Source organism: Streptomyces sp. NPDC102258 (assembly GCF_055584685.1).
This window is the reverse complement of the sequence record NZ_JBVJLO010000001.1, coordinates 70,493-89,450: the sequence shown is the minus strand read 5'-3', so window position 1 is coordinate 89,450 and position 18,958 is coordinate 70,493. Positions and strand designations below refer to the sequence as shown.

The following is an 18,958-nucleotide window of genomic DNA, read 5'->3' as shown; positions in this document are numbered from 1 at the left end:
ACGCCCCGGCCGGGGCCGGTTCAGCCGCGGTGGAGGCGCAGGGTGAGGATCTGGAAGGGGCGCAGGGTCAGCGGGACCGTGCCCGCCCGGGTGAGCGGGCCGACCGCGGTGCCGGTCAGGGGGCGTTCCAGCAGATCGCTCTCCACGGCCGCCGAGACGGGGAAACCCGGAGTGAGGGTGGCGGTGGCGCGGCCGCCCCGGGACTCGTAGAGGCGGACGATCACATCGCCACCGCGGTCCTCGGCCAGCTTGACCGCCTCGACGACGACCGCGTCCTCGTCCACCGCCACCAGCGGCGCGACCGGTCCCGCCCCGGTCAGGGCGCGCTCCGGGAGGTTCAGCGCGTGGCCCTCGCGGACCGCGTCCCCGAGGGTGGCGCCCGGGGCGAGGGAGAAGCGCAGGCTGTGGCGGCCCTGGTCGGTCTCCGGGTCCGGGTAGCGCGGGGCGCGCAGCAGGGAGAGGCGGATGGTGGTGGTCTGGCCGCCGTCGGGGCGTACGTCGCGCGTCACGTCGTGCCCGTACGTGGACTCGTTGAGCAGCGCCACGCCCCAGCCGGGCTCCTCGGCGTGGATCCAGCGGTGGGCGCAGATCTCGAACTTGGCCGCCTCCCAGGAGGTGTTGGTGTGGGTGGCCCGGTAGACGTGCCCGAACTGGGTTTCCGAGGCGGTCCGTTCGGCCTTCACATCGAGGGGGAAGGCAGCTTTGAGGAACTTCTCCGTCTCCTGCCAGTCCACGTCCGTGACGATGTCGACGGTCTTGGCGCCGGAGCGCAGGGTGAGGGCCTGGACCGCGGTGGAGGAGCCGAAGGAGCGGGTCACGGTGACGGTCGCGGCGGCGGCGCTCTCGGTGACCTCCAGCGCGTCGAGGCCGACCAGGTCGGTGACCTTGTTGCGGTAGAAGGAGTCGATGTCCCAGGCGTCCCACATGTTGGGGAAGTCGGGGTGGATCTGGAGCAGGTTGGCGGCGGCGCCCGGGGCGAGGGCCTCGCGGCCCTCCTCCAGGTCGTAGGCGGAGACGAGCAGCCCCCGCCCGTCGATCTCCAGCAGCAGCCGGCCGTTGGCCACGACGTACCCGCCGCCGTGCCGTTCCTCCACCGTGACCGGCTGCCCCGCGTCCCGCGGCCGGTCCGCGCCCCCGGCCGGGACGCCGCGCCGGGTGTGCGGGGCGCAGTTGAAGACGAGCTCCTCCTCGCCCCGCCCGGCGAGCGCGCTCTGCGCGGCCAGGGTCAGGCCGCGCAGTTCCTCCCGTACCCGGGCGTACGTCTCGCGCGCCTCGCGGTGCACCCAGGCGATGGAGGAGCCGGGCAGGATGTCGTGGAACTGGTGGAGCAGGACGGTCTTCCAGAGGCGTTCCAGGTCGTCGTACGGGTAGCCGAAGCCGGGGACGCGGACGGCCGCGGTGGCCGACCACAACTCGGCCTCCCGCAGCAGGGATTCGCTGTGCCGGTTGCCCTGCTTGGTCTTGGCCTGGGAGGTGTAGGTGCCGCGGTGCAGCTCCAGGTACAGCTCGCCGGCCCAGACGGGGGCGTCCTCGTACTCGGCGCGGGCCTGCTCGAAGAAGGCGTCGGGCCGTTCGACCTCCACGCGGGGCGAGCCTTCGAGGTCGCGCTGGCGGCGCGCCCGGGCCAGGTGCTCGCGGGTGGGTCCGCCGCCGCCGTCGCCCCAGCCGAAGGGCACAAGGGAACGCGAACCCCGGCCCTTCTCGCGGTAGTTGCGGGCGGCGTGGGCGAGCTGGGCGCCGCCGAGGTCGCTGTTGTAGGTGTCGACGGGCGGGAAGTGGGTGAAGACGCGCGAGCCGTCGATGCCCTCCCACCAGAAGGTGTGGTGGGGGAAGGCGTTGACCTGCGACCAGGAGATCTTCTGGGTCAGGAACCAGCGGGAGCCGGAGAGCTTGACGAGCTGCGGCATGGCGGCGGTGTAGCCGAAGGAGTCGGGCAGCCAGACGTTGCGCGTCTCGATGCCGAACTCGTCGAGGAAGAACTTCTTGCCGTAGAGGAACTGCCGGGCCATCGCCTCGCCGCCGACCATGTTGGTGTCGGACTCCACCCACATCCCGCCGACGGGCACGAACTGCCCGTCTGCCACCTTCTTCTTGACCCGCTCGAACAGGCCGGGCCGGTGGGTCTTGATCCAGTCGAGCTGCTGGGCCTGCGACATCGCGAAGACGAACTCCGGGTGCTCGTCCATCAGCGCGACCACGTTCGACGCGGTCCGGGCCACCTTGCGCACCGTCTCGCGCAGCGGCCACAGCCAGGCGGAGTCGATGTGGGCGTGCCCCACGGCGCTGATCCGGTGCGCGGAGGCGTGGGCGGGGGCGGCGAGCACCCCGGCGAGGCGGGCGCGGGCGGCGGCGGCCGTGCCGGGGACGTCGCCGAGGTCGACCTCGTCCAGGGCGGAGTCCACGGCCCGCAGGATCGCGTAGCGGCGGGCGTCGGCGGCGTCGAGCTGCGTCATCAGGTCGTGGAGGACTTCGAGGTCCTGGACGAGTTCCCAGACCTCGGTCTCGAAGACGGTGAGGTCCATCCGGGCGAGCCGGTAGAGCGGCCCGTCCGAGCTGGTGAGCCGGTCGCCCTCGGCCGTGGGGGCGTGCTCGATCAGGACCGGATTGGAGGCGGCCTCCACGTACCACTCGACCCGCTCGCCGCCCGCCGCCCGGTCGGCCACCCGGACCCAGTCGTTGTACGGGTTGAGACCCTTGACCTCGCCGCCGTCGGCGCGGTGGACCAGGCCCTCGCACTGGAAGCCGGGCATCATCCGGTCGAAGCCGAGGTCGAGGACGGCTTCGACGGTGCGGCCGGCCCACTCGGCGGGCACGGCGCCGGTGACCTTGAACCAGGTGGTGCCCCAGGCCGGGCCCCAGGCCTGGCCGGGCGCGCAGGGCACGTACGCGGCGGCCAGCGCCTCGGCGACGGGGACGGGCTCGCCGGGGGCCTCCCAGCGCTCGACGGTGAGCGGGACCGGGCGGGTGTGGACGGCCGGCTTGATGCGCTCCTTGAGGAACCGGCGCAGACGGTGTTCGGTGATGCTGCGGTCGTCGTGCACGTGGCGGCTCCAGAGTTCGGCGGGCTCGTGGGAGGAGGGTTCGGGGTCCGGGCGGGATCGGGGTCCGGGCGGGATCAGATCTTCACGGCTCCCTCGCCCACGCCCCGGAAGAAGAAGCGCTGGAGGGCGAAGAAGAGGAGCATCATCGGGATCAGCGCGGCCATGGCGCCGGCGGCGATGATCCGCTGGTCGCTCGTGGTCGTCGCGCCGGCCAGGGACTTCAAGCCGAGCTGGAGGGTGTAGTGCTCGCTGTCGGTGAGCACCAGCAGGGGCCACAGGAAGTCGTCCCAGGCGCCGATGAAACTGGTGATGCACACGACGGCGAGGGCCCCCTTCGCGGACGGCAGGAAGACCCGGGTGAAGCGCGTCCACTCGTTCGCCCCGTCCAGGACGGCGGCCTCCTCGATCTCCCGGGGGACGGCGAGGAAGGACGCCCGCATCACCATGATGTTGAGGACGGACACCGCGCCGGGCAGCCAGACCCCGATCAGCGTGTCGACCAGGCCCATCGCGCGGACCGTCAGGAACATCGAGATCATCACGGACTCGAAGGGGAACATCAGGGTGGCCACCAGCACGGTGAAGACCACCCTGCGGCCCCGCCAGGCCGCCCGGGAGAGCGCGTAGCCGCCCATCGCGGCGAAGAGCAGGTTCGACACGACCGCGAGGAGCGCCACCGTGAGCGTGTTGCCCACGTACGCGAGCAGCGGGAAGGACTCGGCGACGCGGACGTAGTTGTCGAGGGTGGGGTGCGCGGGCAGCACCCCGTCGTAGACGTTCTCGGTGCGGCCCCGGATCGAGGTCAGGAACTGCCAGACGATCGGCCCGAGCATCACCACGAGCATCAGCAGCAGCGTGGCGTACCGGGCGGCGAGGCCGAGCAGCCGGCGCCGGCGCCCGCTGCCGGAGACGTACGCGCTCACTCCTCGTCCCCCCGCGACAGGCGGCGGCCCAGCAGGCTGAAGCCCAGCGTGAGCAGGAACAGCAGGATGGAGACGGCCGAGGCGTACCCGGTCTCGCCGGAGAAGCCGAGGCCGACCTGCCGGATGAGGAAGGGCAGGGTGCGCGAACCGCCACCGGGACCGCCGCTCTCGCCGCCGAGGATGTAGATCTCGGTGAAGACGCGCAGCGCGGAGATGGCGGACAGGGTGGCGACCAGCAGCATCATCGGCTTCACCTGGGGGACGGTGATGCTGAAGAAGCGGCGTACGGGGCCGGCCCCGTCGAGGGAGGCCGCCTCGTAGAGGGCGGTGGGGACGTTCCCGAGGGCGGCCAGGTAGAACACCATGTAGTAGCCGAGCCCCTTCCACACGGTCACGATCATCGCGGAGACCAGCAGCATCGTGCTGTCGGTGAGGAAGGGGACCGGCCCCGAGATGACGCCGATCCGCTCGAAGACGGTGTTGACCAGCCCGTCGCTGCGCAGCACCCACTGCCAGATGAGGCCGACGACCACCGCGGAGGCGATCACCGGGGTGTAGAAGGCGGAGCGGAAGAAGCCGATGCCGGGGACCTCGGTGCGGACGAGGACGGCGAGGGCCAGCGGCAGCAGGACCAGGCAGGGGACGACCACGGCGAGGTAGAGCACGCTGTTGCCGGTGGCCACCCAGAAGTCGGGGTCGGCGAGGGCGCGGGTGTAGTTGCCGAAGCCGGTGAAGGAGCCGCCGCGCAGGATCTGGGAGTCGGTGAAGGAGAGGATCACCGTGTTGACGAACGGCCACAGACTGAAGAGCGCCACCATCAGCAGGCCGGGCGCGAGGAAGAGGTACGGGACCCACCACCTGCGGTGCCGGAGCCCGGTGCCGGCGTCCGCGGCCCGCCGCGCCGCGCGCCGGCTCGCGCGGCCGGCGGCCTCACCGGCCCGGCCGGCGCCGCTCAGGCCGTCCCGGGCGACGGTCGCGGTCACTTCCGTACCGCCGCGGCCAGCAGCTGGTTGGCCTCCTCCTGGGCCTTGCGCACCGCCGTCCGGGCGTCCTGCTCCCCCTTGATGGCCTTCTGCATCTCGCGCACCACCGCGTCGCCGACCTGCGAGGTCCACTCGACGGGGGTGTTGGCGTCGAGGCCGGCGGTGGTCAGCTGCCGGGCGCCGATCGCGCGGGCGAGCGTCTCGGCGTCCTTGCCGTCGCCCTCGTCGGAGAAGTAGGGATCGGCCAGGCCCCGGGCGCTGGAGGGGTAGATGGTGGCCTTCTTGGAGAACTCCACCTGGTTGGGCCCGTTGGTGACCCACTTGGCGAACTCGGTGGCGGCGTCGAGGTGTGCGGTGTCCTTCTTGATGCCGAGGGACTGGGCGTAGATGCCGATGTGGCCGAGGCTGCCGGTCACGGCGCCCGCGACGCGGGTGTGCGCGTAGACCTGCGGGGCATTGAGCCGGATGTCCTTGACGAAGCCCGGGGAGCCGGGGCCGAACACCAGCCGCCCGCCCCCGTACAGCTGGTTGATGTCGTCGGCCTTGAGGAGGGACTCCTTGGGCATGGCGCCCTTGGCGTACAGGTCCTTCATCCGCTCGGCCCAGGCGACGGCCTTGTCGGTGTCGAAGGTGAAGCGGTCCCGGGCCGCGTTCAGGATCGGGACGCCCATCTTCTGCCAGTCCCCGGGCAGCCTGCCCTTGGGGTCGGCCATGAAGGCGGAGTACCGGCCGCCGGAACGGGCGGCGATCCGCTCGGCGTCGTCGAAGAACTCCTCGACCGTGGTGGGCGGCTTCGCGGGGTCGAGACCGGCCTCGCGGAAGAGCTCCTCGTTGAAGGTGAGGACCTCGGGGGTGACGTACCAGGGGTAGGCGTACACGCCGTCGCCCTTCCCGGCGAGTCTGAACTGCTCCCAGGCTCCGGGTACGTAGTCCTTCGCGACGGCGCCGTCGAGCGCGGCGACGTCCGCGAGCATCCCGCGGTCGCCGAGCAGCTGGAAGGAGTCGGTGGACAGGTTGACCACATCGGGCAGGGCCCCGGCCTGGGCGTCGGCGACGAGCTTCTCGTTGTAGCCGTCGCCCGGGACGTCCTCCCACTTCACCTTGGCGTCCGGGTACTTCTGCTGGAAGGAGTCGATGACCCCCTGCACGTAGGCGGTGTACGTGGGTTTCAGCTGAAGGGTCCGGAAGGTGATCTGCCCGGCCACCTTGCCGGTCTTGCGCCCCTGTTCCACGTCCCCGCCACCGCTCATACCGCACGCGGAGAGCGCGAGCAGGGAGCCGGCCACGACTGCGACGAGGGCCGTACGGGTCACCTGTGCACGAGCCGGACGAGCTGAACGAGCCGGACGAGCCGAACGAACTGAATGAGCCGAACGAGCTGAACGAGTCATCGTCGCCGCCTTCAGGGAGAGTTCCGGCCTCTCTGCCGAAACGCTCCGCCCCACGCTGTCCGCAAACCCGCACCCCGTCAACGTGCCCCCGCCCCCGCTGGCCGACAGGGGATAGGTGCCGAACGGAAGAGAGCGCGGAAGACGGCCTGAACCCTTACCTTCACGGCCCTTCCGACCTGGACTGATGCGCTTTAGTGGACAACTCCCGCGCACAGGTCCCCTGGTGCCGGTGAAGGCGATTCGGAGCCGCTCTTTGACTTCTTATCGACGGTGACCGGGAGGGCCTCTGGAGCCCGGGACTAATGCGCTTTACCTGTGCCCCCGCGACAGGGAGCCGGTCAGAGGTCGGCGGGGTCCGTGTTCGCGCCGCAGAGGATGACCGCCACCCGGGAGCCGAGGGGTTCGGGGGTGGTGTGCAGGGCGGCCAGGGCGGTGGCGGCGGCGTGTTCGACCAGGAGGCGGTGGTCCTGCCACAGGGCGCGGCGGGCCGCGGTGATGGCCGCGTCGGGGACGAGGACGGAGGTGACGTGGCCGGCGCGGGCGGCCGTCAGGGCGTCGGCGGAGACGCGGGTGGCGCCGAGGGAGTCGGCGGCGACGGAGTTTACGGGGACGTCGACCGGACGGCCCGCCTCCAGGGCCGCGTTGAGGGAGCGGCAGTGTTCCGGCTCGGCCGCGACCACCCGTACGCCGTGTTCCCGCGCGGCGGTGGCGACGCCCGCGAACAGGCCCCCGCCGCCGACCGCGACGACGACGGTGTCCAGGCCGGGCAGCGCGGAGCGGATCTCCTCCAGGAGGGTGCCGGCGCCCGCGGCGACGAGGGGGTGGTCGTAGGCGTGGCTGGCCAGGGCCCCGCTGTCGGCGGCGAACGCGCGGCAGGCGGCCTGCGCTTCGGCGTACCGGTCCCCGACGAGGCGTACGTCGGCCCCGTAGCCGCGCAGCCGTTCCACCTTGACGCGCGGCGCGCTCACGGGCAGGAAGACGGTGGCGGGCACGTCGTGCGCGCGGGCCGCCCAGGCGCAGGCGAGCCCGGCGTTGCCGCCGGAGGCGATGGTGACCCCGGCGGCGGGGAGGGCTCCGGCCTCGCGGTGGGCGGCGAGGAAGTTGTGCGCGCCGCGGGCCTTGAAGGAGCCGGTGTGCTGGAGGTGCTCCAGGGCGTACCAGACGCCTTCGGCGGCGGGCACGACGGCGGCGGGGCGGACCGTGCCCGCGATGCGGCGGGCGGCGGCGCGCACGGCGGCGTGATCGAGCTGCTGTTCCATGGTCGGACTGCCTTTCAGGCGGCGGGCCGGGCGGCGGCGATGAGCTGGCGCAGGGCGCCGTAGTACACCTCGTGGTCGGTCAGCGGGGGCAGTACGTCGGCCAGTCCGCCGGTGAGCACCGGAAACTCGGCCGGGTCCAGGGCGGCGAGGGCGCTCCGGGAGGCGGCGGTGACGGCGTCCGGGTCGCGGTGGTCGACGAAGGCGGCGCAGCCCAGGGTGAGCAGGTACATGCGGCGGTAGGCGGTCATCGCCTCGCCGGGGCTCATGCCGGCGGCAACGCTGTCGGCGAGGGCGGGTTCGACGAGCCGGCTCAGCAGTTGGCGGCCGAGCCAGGGGCGGCCCCCGCGCAGGACGAGCAGTCCGGGGTGGGCGGTGAGCAGCCGGTAGAGCGCGCCGAAGCGCTGCTCGGTGGCCTCGGCCCAGTCGGTGCCGGCCGGGATGTCGGGGAGCCGCGCGGCGAGGTGCTCGGTGCACAGGTCGAGCAGGCCGGCCAGGTCGGTGCAGCGGCGCTGGACGGTGGCGTGGGAGACGTCGAGGCGGTCGGCGAGGGCGCGGAAGCTGAGCGCTCCGGGGCCTTCCTCGTCGAGGATCCGCAGGGCGGCGACGGCGATGGCCTCCGGGGTGGCGCGTTCCAGGGCGGTGGATGTCCTCGGCATGAGATACATCGTATCAGCCGATGACACATACAGCGTATCTTCGCTCGGGCCGTTCCCGATTACACCCATACTGCTGGTCCTTGATCCGCAACCGTTGACTTGTGTTGACAGCGGGTAGTCGCACCGCTGCACTGGGCGCACGAATCGCTCCCGCCCGGTTACGCCACCCCGCCAAGGAGACCCCGTGCCGCCTCGCCTGCGTGCGTCGCTCCCCTGCCTGACCGCGGCCGCCCTGATCGCCCTCGCGCTCCCCGCCGCCCCGGCCGCGGCCGAGCCGACCGCGACGTGGGACACCCCGCTCGCCCTCACCCCGCCCATGGGCTGGAACAACTGGGCGCACTACCTGTGCGACGTGGACGAGGCGACCGTGGTCGCCAACGCCGACGCGCTCGTTTCCACCGGTCTCGCGGCCAAGGGCTACGACACGGTGACGGTGGACGACTGCTGGATGCGCAAGGAGCGCGACGCACGGGGCGCTCTGGTCGTGGACACGGAGAAGTTCCCGCGCGGCATGGCCTGGCTCGGCGCGTACCTGCACGCCAGAGGGCTGAAGTTCGGCCTCTACGAGGACGCCGGCTCCCTCACCTGCGAGCGCTACCCCGGCAGCGGCGCGCCCGAGGGCGGCGGCGCGGACCACTACGCCCGCGACGCACGGCAGTTCGCGTCATGGAACGTGGACTACGTGAAGATGGACGGCTGCAACCTGTGGGTGCCGCCGGGGAAGACGAAGGAGCAGGCCTACCGGGACGCCTACCACTCCGTCGCCCGCGCACTGCGCGACAGCGGGCGCCCCATGGTGCTGTCCGCCTCGGCGCCCGCCTACTTCCAGCAGGGCGAGTGGGGCGGCGCCGACTGGCACAAGGTCCTCGACTGGGTCGGGAACACGGGCCAGTTGTGGCGCGAGGGCCGCGACATCAAGGTGTACAAGGCCGCCGCCCCCGACACCTCCCGCTGGAGCTCGGTCCTCGGCAACTACGGGTACAACCGCTGGCTCGGCCGGTACGCGGGCCCCGGCAACTGGAACGACCCCGACTTCCTGATCGCGGGCGCCCCGGGGCTCACGGACGCGGAGAGCCGCAGCCAGGTCGGGCTGTGGGCGATGATGGCGGCCCCCTTCATCCTGTCCTCCGAGGTCGCGCAGCTGAGCCCGGGCGGTCTCGCGGCCCTCGGGAACACCGACCTGATCGCCCTCGACCAGGACCCGTCGGGCCGGCAGGGGGCGGTCGTCTCCTCCAACGCCACCTTCGAGGTGCTGGCCCGGCCGCTGGCGGGCGGGGACCGCGCGGTGGCCGTCCTCAACCGCTCGGGCAGCACCCGTGACGTCTCGATGCCGCTGGCCGACATCGGGCTGCGCGCCTGCACGGTGCGGGCCAAGGACCTGTGGAGCGGCAGGACCTCGGAGGTCTCCGACGCGCTCACCGGGCGGCTCGCCGCGCACGACACGGCGGTCTGGCGGCTCACCCCGCACGGCTGCGCCGAGGCCGTGCCGACCGGGCAGATCAACGGCCTCGGCGCCCGGTGCGCCGACGGTACGCGCACCGGCGGCGCGGGCGCGGTCGGTCTCGCGGCGTGCACCGCCGGCGCCGGCCAGCGCTGGACCCTGGGCGGCGGCGGGCGGCTGCGGCTGGCCTCGCAGTGCCTGACGGCGGGCGCCGGCGGACCGGTGGCCCTGGCCGACTGCGCGCCCGGCCGGCAGGCGGGGCAGAGCTGGCGGCACCGCCGCGACGGGGCGCTGGTCGAGGAGGCGAGCGGGCAGTGCCTGACCGCACCGGCCGCGCCCGCGACCCCCGATGCCCCTGCCGAGCGGCTGCGGCTCGCCCCCTGCGGTGACCACCAGGCCGACCAGGTCTGGTCCCTTCCGGTCTGACGGAGCGCTGATGACGATGATCCCCCCGCCCCGCGCCCGCCGCGGGGTCCGGCCCGCGCTGCCCGCGCTGGCCGCCGTACTCCTGGCCCTGACCGGCACGGCCGTGCCCGCGGGGGCGGCCGTGCCGGCTCCCCGCGCGGCCCTCCGCCCCGCCGTGCCCGCGCCCCGGACCTTCGACGTGGCGCCCGCGCGGGCAGCCCTGGAGCGGCTGCTGCCCAGGCACGCCGGGCAGTTCACGTTCGTCCCCGACGCCTCGGCCGGGCCGGACACCTTCACCGTCTCCGGGACGGCGGGCGCGCTCACCGTACGCGGCTCCACCGGCGCGACCCTGCTCACCGGCGTCGGCTGGTACCTCCAGCACATCGCCGGGGTCGACATCGGCTGGCCGGGCGACAGCCTCGGGATGCTCCCGGCGACCCTGCCCGCCGTGCCCCGGCCGGTCACCCGGGGCGCGCTCGTCCCGCACCGGTACGCCCTGAACGACACCGACGACGGGTACGCGGGCCCGTACCGCTCCTTCGAGGAGCACCAGCGGCAGATCGACCTGCTCGCCCTGCACGGGGTCAACGAGGTCTTCGTACAGGTCGGCGCGGAGTACCCGTACTACCGGGCGCTCCAGCGCTTCGGCTACTCCGGCGCGGAGCTGCGGGAGTGGATCCCCGGCCCCGCGCACCAGAGCTGGTGGCTGCTGCAGAACCTGAGCGGCTTCGGCGGGCCCGTCACCGAGCGGCTGATGCGCGAGCGCGCCGCGCTGGGCGGCCGCATCGCCGATCAGCTGCGCGGGCTCGGCATGACCCCGGTGCTGCCCGGCTACTTCGGCACCGTGCCGCCGGAGTTCGCCGCGCGCAACGCGGGCGCCGCCACGGTGGCGCAGGGCGACTGGGCCGGTTTCGAGCGCCCCGACTGGCTCGACCCCGCCTCGCCGGCGTTCGGGCGGCTCGCGGCGGCGTACTACGCCGAACAGCGGGCGGTGTTCGGGGACAGCGGCATGTACCGGATGAGCCCGCTGCACGAGGGCGGCCAGACCGGCTCGGTCGACGTGAGGACCGCCGCCCGCGCCATCCAGGGCGCCCTGCACGCCGCCCACCCGGGGGCGCTGTGGGCGGTGCTGGGCTGGCAGGACGACCCGGTGCCGGAGCTGCTCGCCGGGGTGGACACCTCGAAGCTGCTGATCCTGGACGGGCTGTCGGACCGGTACAACCGCCTGGACCGGGAATCCCGTTGGGGCGGCGCCCCGTACGCCATGGGCAGCATCTACAACTTCGGCGGGCACACCACGATCGGCGCCAACACCTCGGTGTGGCTGGACCGGTTCGGCTCCTGGCGCGCCAAGGACCGGAGCGCGCTGGCCGGGACGGCGTACCTGCCGGAGGCGGCGGGCACCAACCCGGCGGCCTTCGACCTGTTCACCGACCTCGCCTGGGAGCCGGCGCCGATCGACCAGCGGGCCTGGTTCGCCTCCTACGCGGCCCGCCGCTACGGACGGCCCGACCGGGAGGCGGCGGCGGCCTGGGAGGAGCTGCGCACCGGCCCGTACAGCACCTCCTCGGGCCTGTGGTCGGAGTCCCAGGACAGCCTGTTCACCGCCCGGCCGTCCCTGACCGCGGCCGGGTCCGCGCACTGGAGCCCGAAGTCCATGCGCTACCAGGCCGGTTCGGTGCGCCGGGCGCTGGACCACCTGCTGCGGGTGGCGCCGTCGCTCCGTTCCTCCAGCGCCTACCGGTACGACCTGGTGGACACCGCCCGGCAGGCCCTCGCCAACCACTCGCGGGTGCTGCTGCCGCAGATCAAGGCCGCGTACGAGGCGAAGGACGCGGCGCGGCTGCACGAACTGCGCGGTCAATGGGCGGACGGGGAACGCCGGTTGGACGCGCTCACCGGCACCGATCCGAACTTCCTGCTCGGCCGGTGGGTCGACGCGGCCCGCTCCTGGGGCACGACCCGGGCGGAGCAGGACCGCTACGAGTACGACGCGCGCTCGATCCTGAGCGTCTGGGGGCGCCGCGGCACCAGCGAGGGCGGCTTCCTCCACGACTACGCCAACCGCGAATGGAGCGGCCTGGTCTCGGAGTTCTACGCGGCGCGCTGGGAACTGTACTTCGACAGCCTGGAGGAGGCGCTGGCGCGGCGGTCCGCGCCCCGCGCGATCGACTGGCACGCGTACGAGGACGCGTGGGCGCGGCGCACCAGCCGCCCGTCGGCCACCCCGAGCGGCGATCCGTACGCCCGGGCCGCCGCGGTGGCCGCCGCCCTGCCCCCGGCGGCGCGCTGAGTACCGCACCGGATCCGTCCGCGCACGCGACACTCCGCAGCACTCACCCGGGCGGGTGAGGTGTCCTACCCGGACGGAGGAGATTTGGTCCGGGGACTCCCTCCCGGAGTGGGTGGTGGGTTGACTGGCCGGGACCTGTGAGGGGCGGCCGCCGCAGCGATGCGGCGGCCGCCCCTTTCCGACGCCCCCGGGCCTGAGGCCGACAGGAGTGCACCGACATGTCCGAGACCGCGCGGGAGCGGCCCCCGGCCGACGCCCCCGAGGACGTACCGGCCCCGCCCGTGACCACGGCTGCGGCGACGCCTCCGGGGCCGTCCGCCCTGGAGCTGCTGACCGCGCTGGTGAGCGGGGCGTGCGCGGCGGCCGGGGAGCCCCTGCCCCCGGCCGCCCGGGACCGGCCGGAGCGGCTCACCGACGGGGTGGTGGAGCTGCGCAAGCGCGGCGAGCTGGCCGTGCGGCCGGCCGGGACGGATGCCGGGGAGTGCCTGGAGGCGATGGCCCGCCGGGCGGCGGAGCGGGCCGGCCGGCCCCGTGCCTGAACGCCGCGCGGACCGGCCCCGGCAGGGGACCGCCCGCCGGGGCGGCGGCTCCGCACCCCCTTTACGGGACCCGGACGCGGCGGGCCCCGGGCCGGTCGTGGAGGATCACCGCGTGGACGACGTCGCGCGGGCGGGAACCGGGACCCGGGCCGGGGCCGAGGAGGCACTGGCCGCCGCCCTCGGCCGGGCCGCCGGGGGCGACGAGGCGGCCTTCGTCGCGGTGTACGAGGCGGTCGCCCCGGCCGTACTGGGCGTGACCCGCGCGGTGCTGCGGGACGGGGCCCAGGCGGAGGAGGTGACCCAGGAGGTGTTCGTCGAGGTGTGGCGCACCGCCGGCCGCTACCGCGCCGACCGGGGCGCCGTACGGACCTGGGTGCTGACGATGGCCCACCGCCGGGCCGTCGACCGGGTGCGCTCCGCGCGGGCGGCCGCCGACCGCGACCGCCGGGCGGCGCGGCTGGAGGCGGCGGTGCCGGAGTTCGACGAGGTGACGGAGGCGGCGCTGGAGCACGAGGAACGGCGGCGGGTGCGGCGCTGCCTGGACGCGCTGACCGCCCGCCATCGCCAGTCGCTGATCCTCGCCTACTACCGGGGACGGACCCACCGCGAGGTGTCCGAAGAGCTGTCGTTGCCGCTGGGCACCGTGAAGACGCGGCTGCGCGACGGACTCCTGCGACTGCGCGACTGTCTCGGGGTGAGCGGCGGATGAGCACGGGGAACCCGAACCCGCACGAGGCGACGGGCGCGTACGTACTGGACGCCCTGCCGGAGCCGGAGCGCGCGGCCTTCGAGGCGCATCTGGAGACCTGCCCGCAGTGCGCCCGGGAGGTACGGGACCTCGCGGCGACGGCGGCCCTGCTGGCCTCGGCGGCGGCGGTGGAGCCGCCGCCCGCGCTCCGGGACGCGGTGCTGCGGCGGATCCGGGAGCTCCCGGCCGGGGCGGCGGAACCGGGCCCGTCCCGGCACCGACGCCCCGGCGGAGCCCGGCCGTCACGGTGGGCGCCGCCAGCCCGGCAGGCGGGGCCGGGGCGGCCGACGGGGGCGGCGGGGCCGGCGGGCCCGGCAGGGGCGGCGGGCCCGGCAGGGGCGGCGGGCCCGGCAGGGGCGGCGGGCCCGGAGCGGACGGCGGTGCCGGAGCAGCCGGCGGAAGCAGCGGGCCCGGAGCAGCCAGCGGGAGCAGCGGACCCGACGCGGACGGCGGGGGCAGCGGACCCGGCGCGGACGGCGGGGGCGGCGGACCCGGCGCGGACGGCGGGGGCGGCGCGGCCGGCGCGGACGGCGGCCCCGGGGTGGACGGCGCGGTGGGTGTTGGCGGCCTGCGTGGCGGTGGCGGTCGGCCTCGGCGGGGTCGCCGCCTGGCAGTACCAGCGCGCGGACGCCGCCGGGCGTCGGGCGCGGGCCGCCGAGGCACGCGCCGCCGCGCTGACCGGAGTGCTCTCGGCCCCCGACGCCCGGCTGGCCTCCGGCCGGATCGCGGACGGCGGCACGGGCACGGTGGTGGCCTCCCGGGAGCGGGACCGCGCTGTGTTCGTACCCGCCGGGATGGCGGCGCCCCCGGCCGGGCGGGCCTACCAGCTGTGGTTCGCCGCCCCGGGCCGCATGCGCCCGGCGGGCCTGCTGGACCGGGACCACCCCGACGCCCCGGCCCTCCTGGCGGGCTCCCTGCGCGGAACCACCGCCCTCGGCATCACCCTGGAACCGGAATCCGGCTCCCCCGCCCCCACGACGACCCCGCTCCTCCTGCTGCCCCTCCCCACGGCCCGGAGCTAGGTCCAGCAAGCGGAAGCACCGGTGGCGGCGGCACCCTGGAAGGGGACCGCGGGCGGAGGTGACGGCGATGGCCCCGGCGCAACGGGTACGAGGACGGGCCTGGGCGGGCGGCGCGCTCAGTGGGCTGGTCGCGGCGTTCGCCGGGCTGGCCGTGGCGGAGCTCGCGGCGGTGGCCGTGCGCCCCGAGGCGGCCCCGCTCACCGCGATCGGCGGCGCGGTGGTCGACCGTACGCCTGTCGCCGTCAAGGAATGGGCCATCCGCACCTTCGGCGCCTCCGACAAGGCCGCCCTGGCCCTCGGCACCGTCGCCGTCCTGGCCCTCCTCGCCGCCGTCACGGGTCTCCTCGCCGTACGCCGGCTCCGCGCGGGCCTGGCGCTCGCCGGGGCGGTGGGGGTGCTCGGGGCAGTGGCCGCCCTCAGCCGTCCGGAGGCCTCCTGGAAGGACGCCCTCCCCTCGCTGGCCGGCGGGGCGGTCGCGGCCGGGACGCTGTACCTGCTGGTCACGGCCCTGCGCCGGCCCCGCCTCGGCGCGGGCCGGCCGGCCGGTACCTGGCCCATGGACCGGCGGGGTTTCGGCCGCCTGGTGGCCGCCACCGTCGCGGGCTCGGCGGTGGCGGGTCTGGCCGGGAGGCGCCTCGGCGCGCACGGCTCGGCCCGCGCGACGGCCTCCCGGGCCGGCCTCGCCCTGCCCGCCCCGGCCGTCCCGGCGCGGCCCGTACCCGCCGGGGCGGACCTGCGCCTCCCGGGCCTGTCGCCGTTCCTCACCCCCGCCCGGGACTTCTACCGCGTCGACACCGCCCTGGTGGTCCCCCGCGTGGACGCCGGCTCGTGGCGGCTCACCCTCCACGGCGACGGGGTCGCCCACCCGCTGACCCTGAGCCTGCGCGACCTCCTCGCCCGGCCCCTGGTCGAGCACGACATCACCCTGACCTGCGTCTCGAACGAGGTCGGCGGCCCGTACGCGGGCAACGCCCGCTGGCTCGGCGTACGCCTGGCCGACCTGCTGCGCGAGGCCGGGGTGCGGCCGCCGTCGCGGGGCGGTCCGGCCGACCAGCTGGTGGCCCGTTCGGTGGACGGGATGACGATCGGCACGCCCGTCGAGACCGTCATGGACGGCCGGGAGGCACTGCTGGCCGTCGGGATGAACGGCGCGCCGCTCCCCTTCGCGCACGGCTTCCCCGTCCGGATGGTCGTACCCGGCCTGTACGGGTACGTGTCCGCCTGCAAGTGGCTGCGCGAGCTGCGGCTGACCACCTTCGCCGCGTACGACGCCTACTGGGTGCGGCGCTCCTGGGCGCAGCGGGCCGCCGTCAAGACGCAGTCGCGCATCGACACCCCGCGCGCCTTCGCCCACCCGCCGGCGGGCCGGGTGGCGGTGGCCGGGGTGGCGTGGGCGCAGCACCGGGGGATCGTCCGGGTCGAGGTACGGGCCGACGGCGGCCCGTGGCGGGCCGCCTCCCTCGCCGCCGCCGACGGGGTCGACACCTGGCGGCAGTGGGTGTGGCCCTGGGACGCGACGCCCGGGCCGCACACCCTTCAGGTACGGGCCACGGACGGCACCGGGCGGGTCCAGCCCGAAACGCGTACGGGAACCGTCCCCGACGGGGCGACCGGCTGGCACACCATCACCGTGGACGTCCGCTCCCTGTGAGGCCCCGCCACCCCTCGTTCGGGTGAGCGGGGCGGACGGGACGTGACGGGACGGGCGGCGGGCCCGTGGCCCGCACCGGTACGGGGCTGCGGCCCGCCCCGGGCCCCGGCCGCTCCCGGTGCCGCCCGGTCGCCCGCCGCCCCGGGCCCCGGCCCGACGTACATTGAGGGTCCGTCAGGGCACCGGCCGCCCGCCGTACCGCTCTCCCGTACCTGAGGAGCCGACGCCGTGGAGCTGACCAGCACCTCGTTCCTCGTCACTCTCGTCGCCGTCACCGCCCTCGCCATGTTCCTCACGCTGCTGCTGTGGAACCGGCTGCGGGGGCCCCGCCCGGTGCGGTGGGCGGTCCGGGTGGCGATGATCGGGCTGTGCCAGCTGACGGCGATCTGCGTGGTGGCCGCCTGCATCAACGGCGCCTACGGGCTCTACGCCTCCTGGGACGACCTGCTCGGCCGCGAGGGCGCCGGGAAACCGTCCGCGATGACGGGCCCGCCGGCCGGCCGGGCCAAGTTCACCCGGGGCAGCGACGGCACCCTCGGCACCTACTTCCGGGGCGGCCACTCGAAGCTCGCCGGACAGGTGATCGTGTGGACTCCCCCGGGGTACGACGACCCGGGCGCGGCCCGGATCCGCTTCCCGGTACTGGTGCTGCTGCACGGTTACCCGGGCTCCCCGCGCACCTGGACGGACCTCGGGGCCATGCCGGAGGCGCTGGAGCGGCAGGTGCGGTTCGGCACCTCCCACCCGTTCATCCTCGTGATGCCGGAGATCTATCCGGGCGGGGTGAACACCGACTGCAGCGACACCCCGCAGCGCAAGATCGCCACCTGGCTCGCGCAGGACGTGCCCGGTCTGGTCGCGAAGAACTTCCGTACGCTGCCCGGGCCGCAGGGGTGGGGGCTGATGGGGATCTCCACCGGGGGCTTCTGCGCGGCGAAGCTGCCGTTGCAGTACCCGAAGGCGTTCCGGGCGGGCGCGGCCCTGGATCCGGACCCGCTGACCGGGGACCCGTCGGCGCTGGCCGATCCCGGGCTGCGCGAGCGCAACAGCCCGATGTGGCTGGTCCGGCAGGTGAAGGGGGCGGACCTCGGGCTGTTCCTGGCGACCTCCGCGCAGGACAAGACGAGCCCGCCCCGGCAGCTGACCGCCTTCGCGGCGGCGGCGCGGGACACCGGGGTGCGGGTGCGGACGCTCGTGCGCCCCGCGGGCGGGCACAACTTCCAGACCTGGACGGGGATGTACCCCGAGGCGCTGAGCTGGCTCAGCACCGAGGTCGCCGCGCCCGCCCACTCCTCGTAAGACCGGCCGGACCGCGCGGGGCGGGGTCAGGCCAGGCGGACCGGCAGCGTCTCGACGCTGTTGCCGATGAAGCTGCGCTGGTACGGAAGCTCCCCGTCCGCCGCCGCGAGGCCGAGGTCCGGGAAGCGGGTGAAGAGCCGTTCCAGGGCGATGGTGGCCTCCAGCCGGGCCAGCGGGGCGCCGACGCAGTAGTGCGCTCCGTGCCCGAAGGACAGGCCGCGGGCGGCGGTGGGCCGGGTCAGGTCGAAGCGGTCGGCGTCCGGGCCGTGGAAGGCGCGGTCCCGTCCGGCCGCCGTGTAGCCGGCCAGGACGGGCGTGCCCCGCGGGATCACGGCGCCGTCGAGGGTCAGGTCGCGGGTGGGGTAGCGGAAGGGGAACCAGCTGACGGGTCCGTCCCAGCGCAGGGTCTCGTCCACCACGTCCGACCAGCTCGCCCGGCCCTCCAACACCAGCGCCAGCTGGTCCCGGTGGGTGCACAGGGCGCGGACGGCGTTGCAGATCAGGTTGAGGGTGGTCTCGTGTCCCGCGACGAGCATCAGGCGCATGGTCCCGACGAGTTCGGCCTCGCTGAGCCGGTCGCCGTCCTCGTCGCGGGCCGCGATCAGGGCGCTGGTGAGGTCCTCGCCGGGCGCGGCGCGGCGCGCGGCGGCGATGGCGCCGATCAGTTCGACGAGCTCGCGCACGGCGGCCGTCACCTCGGCGGGGGTGGTGTCGGTGGCGACGATCACGGTGTTCGACAGCGCGTGGAGGCGGCCGCGGTGTTCGGGGCCCACGCCGAGCAGTTCGCAGATGACGCTCATCGGCAGCGGCAGGGCCACGTGCGCGCGCAGGTCGGCGACCCCGTCGGGGGCGTGGGCGGCGGCCGCGGCGAGGTCGTCGAGGAGGGCGTCGGTCAGTTCCCGGACGCGCGGGCGCAGCCGCTCCACCTGACGGGTGGTGAAGGCGTTGCCGACCAGGGAGCGCAGCCGGCGGTGGTCGGCGCCGTCGGCGGTGTGCATGCCCCGGGCGTCGGTGAAGACCCGCAGGGGCCAGTCGGCGGGGATCGAGCCGTCGTGCAGGGCGGGGCAGTGGCGGGCGTCCTTGGCGACGTCGGGGTGGGCGAGGAACTCCTTGAGCGCCTCGTGCCCGAGGACGACCGCGCCGGGCACACCGCCCGGCAGGACCACTTCGGCCACGGAACCGCGGGCCCTGAGCCGGGCGTTCAGCGCGTGTGGGCAGCCGCCGGCCGGGTCTATGACGTGCGGCGCGCCGTCGGCGGGGGCCCCGGCGGGCGGGGGCGGGGTCGGCGAGGACATGGCGGTCTCCTG

At 75.0% G+C, this 18,958-nt stretch carries 14 protein-coding genes; 7 read left to right on the top strand and 7 right to left on the bottom strand.

Annotated features, from left to right (window positions below; all coding sequences use genetic code 11):
• Positions 1 to 20: 20 nt before the first annotated feature.
• The 6 genes from ACZ6ZT_RS00415 to ACZ6ZT_RS00390 form a co-directional block, all read right to left on the bottom strand.
• Positions 21 to 3,041, bottom strand: a complete 3,021-nt coding sequence (locus ACZ6ZT_RS00415) for an alpha-mannosidase (RefSeq protein ID WP_469714100.1) — start codon at positions 3,039 to 3,041, stop codon at positions 21 to 23.
• 74 nt (positions 3,042 to 3,115) lie between these two features.
• Positions 3,116 to 3,964 carry a carbohydrate ABC transporter permease gene (locus tag ACZ6ZT_RS00410; protein WP_469714098.1) on the bottom strand — a complete coding sequence of 283 codons (849 nt, stop codon included), beginning with the start codon at positions 3,962 to 3,964 and terminating at the stop codon, positions 3,116 to 3,118.
• Complete coding sequence (locus tag ACZ6ZT_RS00405; protein ID WP_469714096.1) at positions 3,961 to 4,947, bottom strand: carbohydrate ABC transporter permease; 987 nt, start codon at positions 4,945 to 4,947, stop codon at positions 3,961 to 3,963. The genes ACZ6ZT_RS00410 and ACZ6ZT_RS00405 overlap by 4 nt, the downstream gene beginning before the upstream one ends.
• Positions 4,944 to 6,260, bottom strand: a complete 1,317-nt coding sequence (locus ACZ6ZT_RS00400) for an ABC transporter substrate-binding protein (RefSeq protein WP_469714094.1) — start codon at positions 6,258 to 6,260, stop codon at positions 4,944 to 4,946. The genes ACZ6ZT_RS00405 and ACZ6ZT_RS00400 overlap by 4 nt, the downstream gene beginning before the upstream one ends.
• Positions 6,261 to 6,676: 416 nt before the next feature.
• Complete coding sequence (locus tag ACZ6ZT_RS00395; protein WP_469714092.1) at positions 6,677 to 7,597, bottom strand: serine/threonine dehydratase; 921 nt, start codon at positions 7,595 to 7,597, stop codon at positions 6,677 to 6,679.
• A gap of 14 nt (positions 7,598 to 7,611) precedes the next feature.
• Positions 7,612 to 8,253, bottom strand: coding sequence for a TetR/AcrR family transcriptional regulator (locus tag ACZ6ZT_RS00390; RefSeq protein WP_469714090.1), 642 nt, complete (start codon positions 8,251 to 8,253; stop codon positions 7,612 to 7,614).
• A 184-nt stretch (positions 8,254 to 8,437) separates the two neighbouring features.
• Between ACZ6ZT_RS00390 and ACZ6ZT_RS00385 the strand changes: the two genes are divergently transcribed.
• The 7 genes from ACZ6ZT_RS00385 (at position 8,438) to ACZ6ZT_RS00355 (ending at position 17,651) form a co-directional block, all read left to right on the top strand.
• Complete coding sequence (locus ACZ6ZT_RS00385) at positions 8,438 to 10,120, top strand: ricin-type beta-trefoil lectin domain protein (protein WP_469714088.1); 1,683 nt, start codon at positions 8,438 to 8,440, stop codon at positions 10,118 to 10,120.
• A 10-nt stretch (positions 10,121 to 10,130) separates the two neighbouring features.
• The gene (locus tag ACZ6ZT_RS00380) at positions 10,131 to 12,392 is read left to right on the top strand and encodes an alpha-N-acetylglucosaminidase (RefSeq protein WP_469714086.1); all 2,262 of its coding nucleotides are present in this window, start codon (positions 10,131 to 10,133) and stop codon (positions 12,390 to 12,392) included.
• Positions 12,393 to 12,610: 218 nt separating this feature from the next.
• Positions 12,611 to 12,931, top strand: a complete 321-nt coding sequence (locus tag ACZ6ZT_RS00375) for a hypothetical protein (protein ID WP_469714084.1) — start codon at positions 12,611 to 12,613, stop codon at positions 12,929 to 12,931.
• Positions 12,932 to 13,043: 112 nt separating this feature from the next.
• Positions 13,044 to 13,640, top strand: coding sequence for an ECF RNA polymerase sigma factor SigK (sigK, locus tag ACZ6ZT_RS00370; RefSeq protein ID WP_469714082.1), 597 nt, complete (start codon positions 13,044 to 13,046; stop codon positions 13,638 to 13,640).
• Positions 13,637 to 14,701, top strand: a complete 1,065-nt coding sequence (locus tag ACZ6ZT_RS00365) for an anti-sigma factor (protein ID WP_469714080.1) — start codon at positions 13,637 to 13,639, stop codon at positions 14,699 to 14,701. The genes sigK and ACZ6ZT_RS00365 overlap by 4 nt, the downstream gene beginning before the upstream one ends.
• A gap of 67 nt (positions 14,702 to 14,768) precedes the next feature.
• The gene (locus tag ACZ6ZT_RS00360; protein ID WP_469714078.1) at positions 14,769 to 16,352 is read left to right on the top strand and encodes a molybdopterin-dependent oxidoreductase; all 1,584 of its coding nucleotides are present in this window, start codon (positions 14,769 to 14,771) and stop codon (positions 16,350 to 16,352) included.
• Positions 16,353 to 16,580: 228 nt separating this feature from the next.
• Positions 16,581 to 17,651, top strand: a complete 1,071-nt coding sequence (locus ACZ6ZT_RS00355) for an alpha/beta hydrolase (RefSeq protein WP_469714076.1) — start codon at positions 16,581 to 16,583, stop codon at positions 17,649 to 17,651.
• Positions 17,652 to 17,677: 26 nt separating this feature from the next.
• On the opposite strand, the gene ACZ6ZT_RS00350 is transcribed toward ACZ6ZT_RS00355, so the two are convergent.
• Positions 17,678 to 18,946, bottom strand: coding sequence for a cytochrome P450 family protein (locus ACZ6ZT_RS00350; protein WP_469714074.1), 1,269 nt, complete (start codon positions 18,944 to 18,946; stop codon positions 17,678 to 17,680).
• Between the last annotated feature and the right edge of the window lie 12 nt (positions 18,947 to 18,958).